13 protein-coding genes are annotated in these 15520 nt (G+C 39.0%); all 13 read left to right on the top strand.

The window, feature by feature from the left end:
* The first annotated feature begins 204 nt into the window (after nucleotides 1-204).
* The 13 genes from miaB (at nucleotide 205) to glnA (ending at nucleotide 15490) form a co-directional block, all read left to right on the top strand.
* Entirely contained in the window at nucleotides 205-1785 is a 1581-nt protein-coding gene (gene miaB / locus G6R02_RS09150) for a tRNA (N6-isopentenyl adenosine(37)-C2)-methylthiotransferase MiaB (protein ID WP_164668924.1), read from the top strand.
* A 1-nt stretch (nucleotide 1786) separates the two neighbouring features.
* A complete protein-coding gene (locus G6R02_RS09145) occupies nucleotides 1787-2215 on the top strand; it encodes a YlbF/YmcA family competence regulator (RefSeq protein WP_164668923.1) in 429 nt (142 codons plus the stop codon).
* 168 nt (nucleotides 2216-2383) lie between these two features.
* Nucleotides 2384-2950 (top strand): outer spore coat protein CotE, encoded by a 567-nt coding sequence (gene cotE, locus G6R02_RS09140; RefSeq protein WP_164668922.1) that lies wholly within the window; start codon nucleotides 2384-2386, stop codon nucleotides 2948-2950.
* A 123-nt stretch (nucleotides 2951-3073) separates the two neighbouring features.
* On the top strand, nucleotides 3074-5623 hold the full coding sequence (gene mutS / locus G6R02_RS09135) for a DNA mismatch repair protein MutS (RefSeq protein WP_164668921.1): 2550 nt from the start codon (nucleotides 3074-3076) through the stop codon (nucleotides 5621-5623).
* Nucleotides 5624-5643: 20 nt separating this feature from the next.
* Complete coding sequence (mutL, locus tag G6R02_RS09130) at nucleotides 5644-7491, top strand: DNA mismatch repair endonuclease MutL (protein WP_164668920.1); 1848 nt, start codon at nucleotides 5644-5646, stop codon at nucleotides 7489-7491.
* Between the two features lie 869 nt (nucleotides 7492-8360).
* Complete coding sequence (locus G6R02_RS09125) at nucleotides 8361-8810, top strand: Dps family protein (protein WP_164668919.1); 450 nt, start codon at nucleotides 8361-8363, stop codon at nucleotides 8808-8810.
* A 20-nt stretch (nucleotides 8811-8830) separates the two neighbouring features.
* Nucleotides 8831-9766, top strand: coding sequence for a tRNA (adenosine(37)-N6)-dimethylallyltransferase MiaA (miaA, locus tag G6R02_RS09120; RefSeq protein WP_164668917.1), 936 nt, complete (start codon nucleotides 8831-8833; stop codon nucleotides 9764-9766).
* Nucleotides 9767-9806: 40 nt separating this feature from the next.
* Nucleotides 9807-10031, top strand: a complete 225-nt coding sequence (hfq, locus tag G6R02_RS09115) for an RNA chaperone Hfq (RefSeq protein WP_164668915.1) — start codon at nucleotides 9807-9809, stop codon at nucleotides 10029-10031.
* Between the two features lie 116 nt (nucleotides 10032-10147).
* Nucleotides 10148-11059: a stage V sporulation protein K gene (gene spoVK / locus G6R02_RS09110; protein ID WP_246202537.1), complete on the top strand. Its 912-nt coding sequence runs from the start codon at nucleotides 10148-10150 to the stop codon at nucleotides 11057-11059.
* A gap of 78 nt (nucleotides 11060-11137) precedes the next feature.
* Complete coding sequence (hflX, locus tag G6R02_RS09105) at nucleotides 11138-12370, top strand: GTPase HflX (RefSeq protein WP_164668913.1); 1233 nt, start codon at nucleotides 11138-11140, stop codon at nucleotides 12368-12370.
* A 10-nt stretch (nucleotides 12371-12380) separates the two neighbouring features.
* Nucleotides 12381-13637: a methionine gamma-lyase family protein gene (locus tag G6R02_RS09100; protein ID WP_164668910.1), complete on the top strand. Its 1257-nt coding sequence runs from the start codon at nucleotides 12381-12383 to the stop codon at nucleotides 13635-13637.
* Between the two features lie 119 nt (nucleotides 13638-13756).
* Entirely contained in the window at nucleotides 13757-14131 is a 375-nt protein-coding gene (locus G6R02_RS09095; protein WP_164668909.1) for a MerR family transcriptional regulator, read from the top strand.
* 21 nt (nucleotides 14132-14152) lie between these two features.
* Entirely contained in the window at nucleotides 14153-15490 is a 1338-nt protein-coding gene (glnA, locus tag G6R02_RS09090) for a type I glutamate--ammonia ligase (protein ID WP_164668907.1), read from the top strand.
* Nucleotides 15491-15520: the final 30 nt, after the last annotated feature.

Below are 15520 nucleotides of genomic sequence, written 5' to 3'. Positions count from 1 at the left end.
TATAATTGAAAATTTGACAAAAAAATAAAGCCATCATTGGCTTTAAAGGCAATTTTTGATTATGTAAGTGTCAAACTCCCGGGATATTTTTTGCTTGAACAGTCCTTTACATGTATTGTTAAATTTAAATAAACCCTTTATACTGTAATAATGTACATCTATGTAAATAATAGCTTTTTTCATATAAAAGAAAGGAGATTCGATATGAACGAGCAGCAGCGAAAGGAGCAATCGCAAATTAAGCAGGCCGAAAATCCGGCGGACGTAAAATCCGATGCGGATAACATGACACGGCTGCAAAATACGTCCAGCGATGATTTGATTGCCAAGTATTTTGAAACCACATATGAACCGCCGAATCTTAATAAAGCAAGAAAGCGTGGCCGGGATGATGTGGAAGTCCACTATGATTTTGGCATTCCGGAAGATATGGAAGGTATCGGGGAGGGCAAAAAATTCCTGATTCGTACATACGGCTGTCAGATGAACGAACATGATACCGAAGTTATGGCCGGAATCTTGTCCGAAATGGGCTATGAAACAACAAATGATACAAACGAAGCAGACATTATTCTGTTAAATACATGTGCGATCCGGGAAAACGCAGAAAATAAGGTATTCGGTGAAATCGGACATTTAAAAGCTCTTAAACGGGAAAAACCGGATCTGATCCTTGGCGTGTGCGGCTGTATGTCACAAGAGGAAAAGGTCGTCAATCGCATCATGAAAAAACACACGCAAGTGGATCTGATTTTCGGGACGCATAACATTCACCGTTTGCCACAACTTGTTAAAGAAGCGATGTTCGGCAAGGAAAAAGTAGTGGAAGTGTGGTCCAAGGAAGGTGATATTATTGAAAATCTTCCAAAAGCACGTAAAGGGAAAATCAAAGCCTGGGTTAACATTATGTACGGCTGTGACAAATTCTGCACATATTGTATCGTACCAATGACCCGCGGGAAAGAACGGAGCCGTCGTCCGGAAGACATTATTCAGGAAGTTCGCCATTTAACTGCACAGGGTTATAAGGAAATCACACTGCTTGGTCAGAATGTTAATGCATACGGAAAAGACTTTGAGGATCAAACATATGGTCTTGGTGACTTAATGGATGACCTTCATAAAATTGATATTCCCAGAATCCGTTTTACAACATCACACCCGAGAGATTTTGACGACCGTTTGATCGAAGTGCTTGCACAAGGCGGTAACCTGCTTGATCACATTCATCTGCCAGTACAGTCAGGAAGCAGTGAGGTTCTTAAGAAAATGAACCGCAAATACACCCGTGAAGACTATCTTGAACTGGTGCGTAAAATTCGTAAAGCAATGCCGAATGCGACACTGACAACCGATATTATCGTCGGGTTTCCGAACGAAACAGAAGAACAATTCGAGGAAACGATGACACTTGTTGAAGAAGTAGGGTTTGAAGCAGCTTACACGTTTATTTATTCACCTCGGGAAGGTACACCGGCAGCAAGGAAAAAGGACGATGTACCAGAGGAAGTAAAAAAACAACGTCTGTATCGTTTAAATGAACTTGTCAATAAACAGTCCAAAGAATCCATGAAAACGTACCAGGATAGCGTAGTCAAGGTATTAGTTGAAGGTGAAAGTAAAAAGGACCCGGATGTACTTGCCGGTTATACAGAAAGAAACAAATTAGTAAACTTTAAGGCTCCACGATCAGCAATCGGAAAAATTGTTGAAGTGAAAATCACTGAAGCTAAAACATGGTCATTAAATGGTATAATGGTAGAAAATACAGTAGAGGTGAATTAATATGGCTGAATATACTCGTAAACAGGTTCTGGATGAAGCAAGGAATCTGGCGAAAATGATGGCTAGTACGGAAGAAATCGATCGCTTCAAACAAGTCGAAGCGAAAATTAATGATAATAAAAAAGTACAGAACCTGATAAATAAAATTAAAACGCTGCAGAAGCAAGCAGTTAATTTTCAAGCTTATGGTAAAACAGAAGCATTGAAAAAAGTGGAAGAAGAAATTGACCGTTTGCAGGCAGAGATTGATGAAATTCCTGTCGTCCAGGAATTTAAGGAATCACAAATTGTGGTTAACGATGTACTGCAACTGGTTTCCGGAACGATTGCGCGCGAAGTGACAAACAATGTAATTACAACAACAGGCGGCGATCTTCTAACGGGAGAAACCGGATCAAAAGCTAATAACGGTTCAGCATGCAGTCATTAATCTAAAACCGGGCAAAGATTTTTTGTCCGGTTCTTCCTTTTATGTACGGTTTTATATGCTTTCCCCATAAAAGTTTTTTTATCTTTTCCTCCTTTCATAGAAAGCTATGCACTTTAGGTATTTGTCTTGCATAAAATGACTATGAAAAAAGAGGAGGTAAACGTTATTATGACTTTTCTTGATCAAGAATATAGAGAAATCATTACGAAAGCTGTTTGTGGTAAGGGCAGAAAGTTTACGCAGGCGACTCATAATATCTCACCATCACATAGACCTACAAGCATTCTTGGCTGCTGGGTAATAAATCATCTGTATAATGCCAAGAAAAAATCGGAAGACACTGTAGAAATTAATGGCAGTTATGACATTAACATCTGGTACTCCTACAATGACAATACCAAAACAGAGGTGGTTACCGAGCGAGTGACATATTGTGATTATATTCCGCTTTCGGTTAAGGATGATAACTGCCTGAACGATGATTATGATGTGATCGCTAAAGTAATTCAACAACCTAACTGTCTGGAATGTGAAATTTCCAACCAGGGACACAAAATAGCTGTAGAAGTCGAACGTGAATTTGTTGTTCAGATTATCGGGGAAACAAAAGTCTATGCAAGAGTAGATCCTAGAGGTCATAAATTTGATGATGACGATGATTGGGATTTTAATATTACCGATGATGAGTTGAGTGATGTGAGGCCCGATTTTGTTAACGATAATAGGAAGGATTAACAGACTTACGAGAGGTAATACTCTCGTAAGTTTTTTCTGTCCATTAAAGAAGTTATGTCGCCTTCATTCGGCAATTTATGCTATAATTGTACAATATATTCGTATATTTTGGAGGATTTTTTCATGGCAAAATACACACCAATGATGGAGCAGTATTTAAAAATCAAAGCAGACCACAAAGATGCCTTTTTGTTTTTTCGATTAGGCGATTTTTACGAAATGTTTTTCGATGACGCGACAAATGCTGCCAGGGAATTGGAAATTACGCTTACAAAACGTGACGGTGGACAAAAGGATCCAATTCCAATGTGTGGTGTTCCATATCATTCGGCAAAAAATTACATAAAAAAATTGATTGATAAAGGTTATAAAGTTGCTATTTGTGAACAGATTGAAGACCCCAAGGAAGCAAAAGGTGTTGTCAAACGAGAAGTTGTGCAATTAATTACACCTGGTACAGTAATGGAAAGCAATATGCTTAATGAAGGTAATAATAACTATATTGTAAGTCTTTCTCATTTTCCTGATGGTTCTTTTGTAGTTGTTTATAGCGATTTATCCATAGGTGAAAACAGGATAGCGCTAATTACTAACGGTTGGGAAGCGGTTATTCATGAATTGTATAACCAGCCAACCAAAGAAATTGTTATCTCATCGGACCTTGATGAGAAACTGCAAAATGAGTTGAGCGAAAAACTCCATGTAACACTGTCCTTTCAGGATGAGACCAATTTTCATGCTGAATATCGCAGCCTTTGTGATGAATTGAATGATGAGCGTCTCGTAAAGGCGTTCAGCCGACTGCTCAACTATATTCAACATACTCAGAAACGCTCACTCGACCATCTGCAGCCGGCTAAAGTTATTGAACTGGAACACTATTTATCGCTTGATATGTACTCAAAACGAAACCTTGAATTAACGGAAACAATCATGAAAAAGGGTAAACATGGAAGTCTTTTATGGGTTCTTGATAAAACAGTAACTGCAATGGGCTCAAGAGCGTTAAAAAAATGGCTTGAACGTCCCTTGTTAAACAAAGTGGAAATTAACAAACGCCATGACATTGTAGATGGTTTTTATCAAGGATTTATGGAACGGGATCTATTGCGCGAAACACTGAAATCTGTTTATGATCTTGAACGGCTTGCAGGACGAATTTCATTTGGAAATGTTAATGCACGTGATCTCATTCAATTAAAGCAATCACTTGAAAAATTACCGGAAGTCAGTGCTACATTAAAACAGTTTAACCATAAACAGATAACCGAACTGAGTGATAAATTGGTATTCCCTGATCATTTGGTATCATTGCTTAACTCCAGTTTAGTAGATGATCCGCCGGTTTCGATTAAAGAGGGTTTAATTATTAAGGATGGCTATAATAATAAGCTTGATACATACCGGGAAGCATCGCGCAATGGTAAACAATGGATTGCGGAATTGGAACAAAAAGAAAAGCAGGAAACGAATATTAAATCATTGAAAATAGGATATAATCGGGTGTTTGGTTATTATATTGAAGTGACCAAAGCCAATTTACACCTTCTGCCGGAGGATAAATATGAGCGGAAACAAACACTGGCAAATGCTGAACGCTACATTACACCTGAACTTAAGGAAAAAGAAGATCTTATACTGGAAGCGGAAGAGAAAAGTGTTGACCTGGAATATCGTTTGTTCATCGAAATCCGTGATCAAATAAAACAACATATTCCTGAAATACAGCATTTAGCTGACATCGTAAGTACGATTGATGTACTTCAGGCCTTTGCTACAGTGAGTGAGGCGAACAATTATGTACGGCCGCGATTTGTCAACGATACAGTTACTATTAAGAACGGACGTCATCCGGTGGTCGAGCAGGTAATGAAAGATAATGAGTTTGTTCCAAATGATGTTTTTTTGGATAATAACACCAATGTCCTTCTCATAACCGGTCCGAATATGTCGGGAAAGAGTACATATATGCGTCAACTGGCATTAACTGTGATAATGGGACAAATTGGCTGTTTTGTTCCTTGTGATGAAGCTGATCTTGTACTATTTGATCAAATATTTACACGTATTGGTGCTGCTGATGATCTGGTGTCAGGTCAAAGTACTTTCATGGTTGAAATGCTTGAAGCCAACCACGCTGTCTCAAATGCTACGGAAAACAGTTTAATTTTACTTGACGAAATAGGACGGGGTACAAGTACGTACGACGGTATGGCATTGGCACAATCCATTGTTGAATACATTCATGAAAATATACATGCAAAGACCCTTTTTTCTACGCATTACCATGAGCTTACTGCACTTGAAAATACGTTGGATAAATTAAAGAATATCCATGTTCGTGCCGAGGAGTATGAAGGTAACGTTGTTTTCCTGCATCAAATTAAAGATGGCGCAGCGGATGAAAGCTATGGAATCCAAGTTGCCAAACTGGCTGGTCTCCCAGTATCGCTCATTGATCGTGCCAGCTCTATTTTACAGCAGCTGGAAAATAGCGATGAGTCTGTGCAGGTTGAATCAGATCAGTTATCATTTTTTGTTGAAGAAAACAAACCAGCTAAAACTTTTGATAGCAAAGTAATTAATGATTTAAAAAATATGAATCTATTTGATATGACACCACTTGATGCAATGAATGAGTTGCATCGATTACAAAAAGAGGCTAAAAAGTAGTTTGAGAAAGGATTTTTATCATGACGATATTCCAAATGCCTGATGCGCTTGCAAATAAAATAGCTGCCGGGGAAGTGGTAGAACGACCCGCTTCTGTTGTTAAAGAGTTGATTGAAAACAGTATTGACGCCAACAGTACGTGGATAAAAGTTGAGCTCCTGGAGGCAGGTTTACAAAAAATCAAGATAACGGATAATGGCGATGGGATGTCTGAAGAAGACTGCGAAAGAGCTTTTTTACGTCATGCAACAAGTAAGATTAAAAGCGAAACCGATTTGTTTCATGTAAAAACACTCGGTTTCCGTGGTGAAGCATTAGCAAGTATTGCAGCTGTCAGCAGGTTATCTGTAAAAACATCACAAGGCGATCAAGCTGGAACACTTCTGGATATGGAAGGTGGAACCATAAAAAGCAAAGCGAAGAGCGATGCCCGTAAAGGTTCTGAGATAGTTGTTGAGGATTTGTTTTTTAACACCCCGGCACGTCTCAAATATATGAAAACCATCCATACAGAGCTCGGACATATTACAGATTTATTAAACCGTCTGGCACTGTCACATCCAGGGATTCGTTTTGAAGCAACACATAATGGAAAACCGCTGTTCAAAACAGCAGGTTCAGATGAATTACTTCAGGTAATTGGTCAAGTGTACGGAATGAGCGTTGCCAGAAAAATGCTGCCTATCAAACACGAAACACTGGATTTTTCGATAGAAGGATATATTGCCAAGCCGGAAGTAACCAGGGCATCACGCAATTATATTTCAACGATGATTAATGGACGTTTTATTAAAAGTATCCCACTGTCAAAAGCTATCGTAAGAGGATACCATACACTGCTTCCAATCGGACGTCAGCCAATTGTTGTTCTTTCAATAACAATGGATCCAATTTTAGTAGATGTGAATGTTCACCCAACCAAACTGGAAGTCCGGTTCAGTAAAGAAAAGGAATTATTTACTGCAATTGAAGCAGCCATTCGTGACGCATTCAGAAAAACAACTTTGATACCGGAAATGGAGCAAAAAAAACCGGAACAAAAGAAGCAATCATTTCAAAACACAATGATATTTGATGAACCAAAGCAGGAGACAATATCATGGCCGGATGAACAGCAAATAAACGAAAATACCCCGGAAATAGGTGAAACCAGGACTATTCAGGAAAGAAAACAAATTTCAACGGACAGTTTTCAGAATCCAATAATTGATAAACCGTATTCTGATTCGGTTGAAACTTCTGCCAGCGATTCTGGTAATTCAACCGAACAGTCCGGAGAAGGTCAACGGGTGCCTGTTATGTATCCGATTGGCCAGCTTCACGGTACTTACATTCTGGCGCAAAACGAAAACGGGTTTTATATGATTGATCAGCATGCTGCCCAAGAACGCATCAAGTTTGAACGGTTTAGAAAGAAATTGGGACAGACTACGAATGAAGTACAGGAGTTATTAATTCCTTTAACATTTGATTTTTCTAAACAGGAATCCATTTTTATTGAACATCATTTAGAGGACCTTGCCAAAGTCGGGCTGTTTTTTGAAAGATTCGGCAATCAGACGTATATCATCCGTTCACATCCCAGTTGGTTTCCCAACGGTTTCGAAGAAGAGATTATCCGTGAAATGATTGATCAGATTATGCGGGATGAGGAAGTTGATATCCAATCCATCAGGGAAGATGCTGCCGCTCTTATGTCGTGCAAGCGTTCCATAAAAGCGAATCATCATTTGAACCAGGATGATATGTTCCGGCTGCTGGAAGATTTGCGGACAACAACGGACCCATTCACATGTCCGCACGGCAGACCAGTAATTATTCACTTTTCTTCATATGAGCTTGAAAAAATGTTTAAACGGGTAATGTAAAAAAGTCAACCTTCTTAGCGCGAAATAGACTCATAAGCCTTGATAGATTGTGGATGGCTGGAGATACAATACTCGAGTTGGCTTTGGATTAATAGTTCAATGTATTATTATCGTATTTGATATATAATGCGCAGTAACTTTTTTAAAAATATGGAGTGCTATATCACCGCTGCGGAAATACACTTCGCTTTCCGTGGGTGGCTGATGAGCCTCCTTGCTCCTACGTCGCTGCGGAGTCTCATCTAGGCCTCTGCTCCCACAGGAGTCTCTGTGTATTTCCTCCGCTGGTTATATTTTATAAACCATTTGCTGGAGTAGGATGTTATACAAAACTGCATAATACCACTTCACTAGTCCGGGTGAGCGGAGGGCGGTGACTCCTGCGGGAACAAAGGTTTTCGGTGGGACGAGTAATCGCAGTCCCAGCATGTGTCCGAAGACCCCGCAGAGTGACGAGCGAAACATCCACCGAATATGCTACAAGTTGCGAGGAGTGCTGCTTCTCTGAAAACACTCGCAACACGACGAGCACCCTTCTCGAGTAGGCTGAGGCCGTGCCCGCGGCTAAGAAGACACTGCGAAAAAGAATTTTTGAGCAGATGTCGCCTTGGTACCCGGAGGTGTGAAAGCATCCGCCCGAAGCGATCCCGGACGGCAGGGCGAGAAATGGCCGTTAAGAAAAATATCCCAGTAGCAGTTATTTCGCATTATATATCTTTTGTACATGAAAACAATCTTTGACGAATAGTTTAAGCTTATATTATTGATGAGAAAGCTGAGTAAAAAACCTATACCATAATCCACAAATTACTAAGTATAAATCGTCAGTACTTCGTCAAAACTAAAGAAAAAAATGTGGGGTGCTGTTCATGGATAATCAAAAATTGATCAATTTTTTAAATCAGTTATTATCCAATTATTTTGTGATGTATGTAAAACTTCATCGCTATCATTGGTTTATACAGGGAAAACATTTTTTTCAGCTGCACGAGGTATTTGAAGAAATGTACACAACATTTGCGGCTGATCTTGACGATATTGCCGAGAGAGTTTTGATGATAGATGGAAAACCGCTGGCAACGATGATTAAATATATAAAGGAAGCAACATTGGAGGAAGCAACTGCAGATGATAAGGAAGACGAAATCATCAGACAGTTAATCACTGATTACAAACAAATGATAAGTGAGATAAAGGAAGAGGGAATTCCGGAAGCATCCGAACGAAATGACGAACCGACAGTTGACCTGCTTGTTACATTACAAGGTAAGCTGGAAAAATATATTTGGATGCTCCATGCGTATCGTGCGTATGAATAAAGAAATATAGGGGAATGATGATGAAGAAAACCGTTGTTGCAATTGTTGGGCCCACTGGTGTCGGTAAAACGGGGCTCAGTATTGAAATTGCAAAAAAGTTTGATGGAGAGGTAATAAGTGGAGATTCGATGCAAATATACAAGGGAATGGATATCGGTACAGCTAAAATTACAGAGGGTGAAAAACAAGGCATACCGCATTATATGATCGATATTAAAAATCCGGATGTTCCCTTCTCTGTTGCCGACTATCAACATCATGTTCAACAATACATTGATGAAATTTCCTCCCATGAGCATTTGCCAATAATAGCTGGCGGGAGCGGCCTTTACATACAATCAGCCTTGTTTAATTACAACTTTTCTGAACAAAGACGTGATGAAAAGATAACAAAACAGCTGGAAGAAATCCTTAAGAAAGACGGTAATATTGAGCTTTTTAATAAGTTAAGAAAAACTGATCCGGAACAGGCATCCAAAATTCACCCTAATAATCATCGAAGGGTAATTCGTGCGTTGGAAGTCTATGAAACAACCGGAATGACAATGTCGGAATATCAACGTGAGCAAAGTGATGAGTCTCCGTATAATCCTATTTTTATTGGGTTGACCATGGAACGCAGTCTTTTATACGAACGAATAAATGATCGAGTAGATGAAATGATGGATCGGGGTTTATTGGATGAGGCTGAACGGTTATACAATCAGGGATTTGAACATTGCCAATCAATGAGAGGAATTGGATATAAGGAATTTATTCCTTTTTTCAAAGGAGAACAGACACTTCAGAAATCTATTGAATTATTGAAGCGAAATTCCAGAAGATATGCGAAGCGGCAATATACATGGTTTAAAAATAAGGTCGATGTTAACTGGTACTCGATAGCGCAGGATACAATTGAGGTAAAATTTAGAAATATTTTAGACGATTTAGCAGGAATGTTGAAAAAAAAATAGAAGTAATTATGTATACAGATAGAAAAGAGGAGGAAATGCCATGTCTCAATCGGTAAACATTCAGGATCAGTATTTAAATCAACTAAGAAAGGACCACATTTCGGTTACCGTATTTTTAACAAACGGGTTTCAATTACGTGGGGTTTTAAAAGCTTTTGATAATTTTACAGTTTTACTTGAAACTGACGGTAAGCAGCAATTGATATTTAAGCACGCAATTTCAACATTTGCACCGGTTAAAAATGTCACTCTTGAAAAAGAATAAATTTGTTCAACGGGCGCTTCCAAGCGTCCGTTTTAATTTGGCTTTTTAAATTACATAGGCGTTTGTCACAACTCCCCTTTCAATAGCGTATAATAACGTGACTAAGGGGTGATGGTGTGGAAACGCAAAAACTACGAAGTAAAAATGGGCAAATTAATATTGTCTTGAACCAAAAGACAGAAAATGCCAACCAGATGCAGTATGATGAAAATACGTCCTTTTCACATATTGATTCTGATTTTTCATCATTCATTGGAATGGAAAAATTAAAAAAAACGATAAAAGAAATCTACGCCACGATTGTAATTAATGAAAAAAGAAAACAAATGGGACTTACCTGCACGAAACAAGTACTTCATATGCTATTCAAAGGAAATCCGGGAACTGGCAAGACAACGGTAGCCAGAAAATTGGCGAAAATGTATTATGAAATGAATTTGCTGTCCAAAGGCCATTTTATCGAAGCAGAACGTGCAGACCTGGTTGGTGAGTATATTGGTCAAACCGCACAAAAAACACGGGCAATAATCCAAAAATCGATGGGTGGAATTTTATTTATCGATGAGGCTTATTCGCTTGCCCGTGGTGGTGAAAAGGATTTTGGAAAAGAAGCAATTGACACACTGGTGAAGCATATGGAGGATAATCATAATGATTTTGTCTTAATATTGGCGGGTTATCCATACGAGATGGATCGATTTTTAACGCTGAACCCCGGTTTGAAATCAAGATTTCCGTTTATTTTGGACTTTCAGGATTATGAAGTTGATCAGTTGACTGAAATAGCCAAACAAATGGTTAGTGACCGAGAGTATGAATTAACAAAGGAAGCTGAGTGGAAACTACGAACAAACCTATATAAAAAGAAACAGGAAACACATCGTAATTTTTCCAATGCACGCTATGTCCGGAATGTCGTCGAGCGTTCCATCAGACTTCATGCCGTTCGGCTGTTGAACAGGGAAAAGTTTTCGATTGAAGATTTAATTCAGCTGACGGGTGAAGATTTAGCACTTGAGGAAGATTGACCTGTAAATTGTTATATATAATGTTATTTGCTATGATAACAATGGAGATAAGCACCGGATACAGGAAGAGGTTTATAAATGTCTGAGAAAATACTGATTATCGCAGTTAAAATGCAGGAACAAAATGAAGAGCGATTTAAATCCTCTCTGGATGAACTGATTTCACTGAGTAACACAGCGGGAGGATCTGTAGAACAGGTGATGGTACAGAATCGCCATAAAATTCATCCCGCCTATTATATAGGCGAAGGAAAAATGAAAGAAATTAAAGAAGAGGTTGAAGAATTGGATATTAATCTGGTTATATCCAATGATGAATTATCTGCTGGTCAACTTCGCAATTTAAGTGACCGGATTGGTGTCAGGGTGATTGATCGCAGCCAGCTGATATTGGATATATTCGCTCAACGCGCACACACAAAAGAGGGTAAGCTGCAAGTTGAGCTTGCCCAACTGCAGTACATGCTTCCAAGACTGCGCGGTCAAGGGGAAGAGATGTCCCGATTAGGTGCAGGTATTGGAACGCGTGGACCAGGTGAGACAAAGCTTGAAACAGATCAGCGTCATATCAGGCGGAGAATCTATGATATTAAACGACGGTTGAAATTGGTCGTTCAACAACGGAATCAATACCGTAAACGAAGAAAAACGAATGAAGTATTTCAAATTGCCATTGTTGGTTACACCAATGCTGGAAAGTCAACTTTATTTAATCGTCTTACCAACAGCAGTTCACTTGAAGAAAATCAATTATTTGCAACACTTGATCCACTAACAAGACAGATCCAGCTTCCATCAGGCTTTCAGACATTAGTGACAGATACAGTTGGATTTATTCAGGATTTACCTACATCATTAGTTGAATCCTTTAAATCAACGTTGGAGGAAGTTTCAGAAGCTGATTTTATTTTACATATTGTTGACGCCGCCAATCCAGACAGTGAACAGCATCAGCAAACAGTAATGAGACTGCTGTATGATTTAGACGCGGATACTATTCCGATGCTGACAGTTTATAATAAAATTGATTTGGTCAACGATGATTTTATCGCAATGAACCATCCAAACATCCATATCAGTGCACTGGAGCCGGAAGATATGGAACGGCTACTTTTTAAAATAGAAGCGGTTTTAAGTGATGACTGGGAATGGTACAAGTTGAATATAGCACCCGATGAGGGGAAATTACTTAATCAGCTTGAACAGGAAACCATTGTAAATGAACGCTTCTTTTCAGAAGAAGAAAACCATTATGTTGTAAAAGGCCACATGAGACATAATCATCCATTGAAAAGATTATTGAGGGAGTAAAGAGGTAGTAATGATAAATAAATTAATGATAAAAGCCGAAGCTGATTGTGCAAAACAACATGAAACGGTATCCGGCTTAGTGGAGTCTAATCAAAAACGAGTACTTGATTCTTTTAAAAAGAGTCGGGTAAGTGACAGCCATTTTAACTCGACTACAGGATATGGATATGATGACCTGGGCCGTGAAGTGCTGGAGACTGTATATGCCGATGTTTTTGGGGGGGAGGATGCTCTTGTAAGGCCGCAAATCGTATCAGGAACACATGCTATTTCAACAGCACTGTTCGGTATATTACGGCCCGGAGATGAGTTGTTATATATTACCGGACAGCCATATGATACGTTAGAATCGGTAATTGGCATTAATGGAGAGAATACCGGGTCTTTGAATGATTTCGGGATAAGTTATAACTATGTAGGATTACAGGAAGATGGTACGATCAACTTTGATGAGATTAACCGCAGTATTTCCAAGCAAACGAAGGTAATTGGAATACAACGGTCAAAAGGTTATGATGACAGACCATCGTTTATGATTGAAGATATGGAAGAAATGGTAAAGTATGTTAAAAATATTGACGATAATCTGATTGTATTTGTGGATAATTGCTATGGTGAGTTTGTTGAAGAGAAAGAACCATTACATATTGGAGCTGATTTAATTGCCGGCTCGTTAATAAAAAACCCGGGCGGGGGAATTGTGCGTGCTGGTGGATACATAGTTGGTAAAGAGCACTTAGTAACTCAGTGTGCACATCGATTAACTGCACCTGGACTTGGAAAAGAAACCGGTGCAACATTCAATGTGCTGCAGGAAATGTTCCAGGGGCTGTTTTTGGCACCGCATATTGTAGGAGAAGCCTTAAAAGGTGCAATTTTAACTGCAAGGTTTTTAGAATTAGCCGGATTTAATACAAGTCCTGACTTTGATGACAAACGTACTGATTTAATCCAATCTGTTTCTTTTGGCAATGAAGCGAATATGGTTGCCTTTTGCCAGGCAATTCAGCATAATTCACCCGTCAATTCATTTGTTACTCCATATCCGAGTGAAATGCCAGGCTACCAGGATGAGGTAATTATGGCAGCTGGAACGTTTATACAGGGAGCAAGTATTGAATTAACGGCAGATGGCCCAATCAGGGAACCATATATTGCTTTTGTTCAGGGTGGTTTGACGTATTCCCACGTGAAAATAGCCTTAAAGGAAGCCGTGAGCAATTTGGCTGATAAAGGTTTAATATCAATTACAGAGGGTATAAACTAAAGAGCCAGATTAGTTGGCTCTTTTATTTATGAACGTATGTAAGGGAAGTTAACATGTATTTGACAGATTTATTCACATAACGTATGATAAGTATAAAATTAACGGAATGGGGGATATCAATGGATGATCAGGAAAGACGCTCCATGCCCTTATTTTCAATTAGCATTGTAAAACAGCTGACTGAACTGACAGCAAGGCAAATCAGATATTATGAGCAGCATGATCTGGTTCACCCGGCAAGAACAGCAGGGAATCAACGATTATATTCATTTCATGATGTTGATCGTTTATTGGAAATTAAGAATCTGCTCGACAAGGGTGTGAATCTAGCAGGAATTAAGCATCTTATTGAAACGGAGAAACCTGCTGTTCAGGAAAACACTGGAACAGATAAAGAACTCCGTAAAATATTGCGAAATGAATTGCTGTATGAAACTGGAAAAATGGGTAAATCAGGCTTACTGCAAGGTGAGTTGTCCCGTTTTTTCCATTAAACAATAATAGGAGGAACTTAAATGAGTTCAGATTTAGCAAGAGAAGAGATTTATAAAATAATTGAGGAGGAAAACGTACGGTTTATTCGTCTGCAGTTTACGGATATGCTGGGAACCATTAAAAATGTGGAAATTCCACTGAGCCAGTTGGATAAAGCATTGGATAACAAAATGATGTTTGACGGATCCTCCATTGAAGGGTTTGTCCGTATTGAAGAATCAGATATGTACCTGCATCCTGATTTAAATACATTTGTTGTATTTCCATGGACCTCTGATAAAGGAAAGGTAGCACGTTTTATTTGCGATATTTACAATCCGGATGGTACTCCGTTTGAAGGGTGTCCGAGATACAACCTGAAACGAAATCTTGAAAAAATGCAGGAATTAGGTTTTGATTCATTTAATATAGGAACTGAACCGGAATTCTTTTTATTTAAACTTGATGAAAAGGGAGATCCTTCTCTTGAATTAAACGATCGTGGTGGTTATTTTGATTTGGCCCCTACAGATCTTGGCGAAAATTGCCGCCGTGATATTGTACTGGAGCTGGAAGAAATGGGCTTTGAAATTGAAGCTTCTCATCACGAAGGTGCACCAGGCCAGCATGAGATTGATTTTAAATACTCAGATGCAGTGAAACATTGTGACGACATACAAACATTTAAACTGGTTGTTAAAACGATTGCCAGAAAACATAACCTGCATGCAACATTTATGCCGAAACCATTATTCGGAGTTAACGGTTCCGGAATGCACGTTAATATGTCCTTGTTCAAAGATGGTGAGAATAAATTCTTTGATACGGAAGGTGATATGCAGCTAAGTGATGTAGCATATCAATTTACAGCCGGTGTCATTAAGCATGCAACAAACTATACTGCTGTAACAAATCCAACGGTTAATTCGTATAAGCGATTGGTACCTGGATATGAAGCACCATGCTATGTGGCATGGTCCGGAACAAACAGAAGTCCATTGGTACGGATTCCATATTCAAGAGGGTTAAGCACCCGCGTCGAGGTAAGAAGTGTTGACCCGGCAGCTAATCCATATATGGCAATGGCGGTGTTACTTGCAAGCGGTCTTGATGGTGTAAAACATGAACTGACACCACCAACTCCAGTTGATCGCAATATTTATACAATGGATAAAGCGGAACGTATCGAAAATGGTATAAAAGATTTACCGGCAACCTTAATGGATGCCCTGTCAGAGCTGGATAAAGATCCGGTGGTTGTAGAAGCATTAGGTGGACATCTTCATGAACATTTTATGGAAGCAAAAGAAATTGAATGGGATATGTTTAGAACGACTGTGCATCCATGGGAGCGCGAACAGTATTTGTCTTCATATTAATAAAAAACAAGGCTTTCGTCATTACAATTG

This window comes from Virgibacillus doumboii (assembly GCF_902806455.1).
GTDB lineage: Bacteria > Bacillota > Bacilli > Bacillales > Amphibacillaceae > Lentibacillus > Lentibacillus doumboii.
The sequence above is the reverse complement of the archived record's forward strand: the minus strand, read 5'-3'. Positions and strand labels throughout refer to the sequence as shown.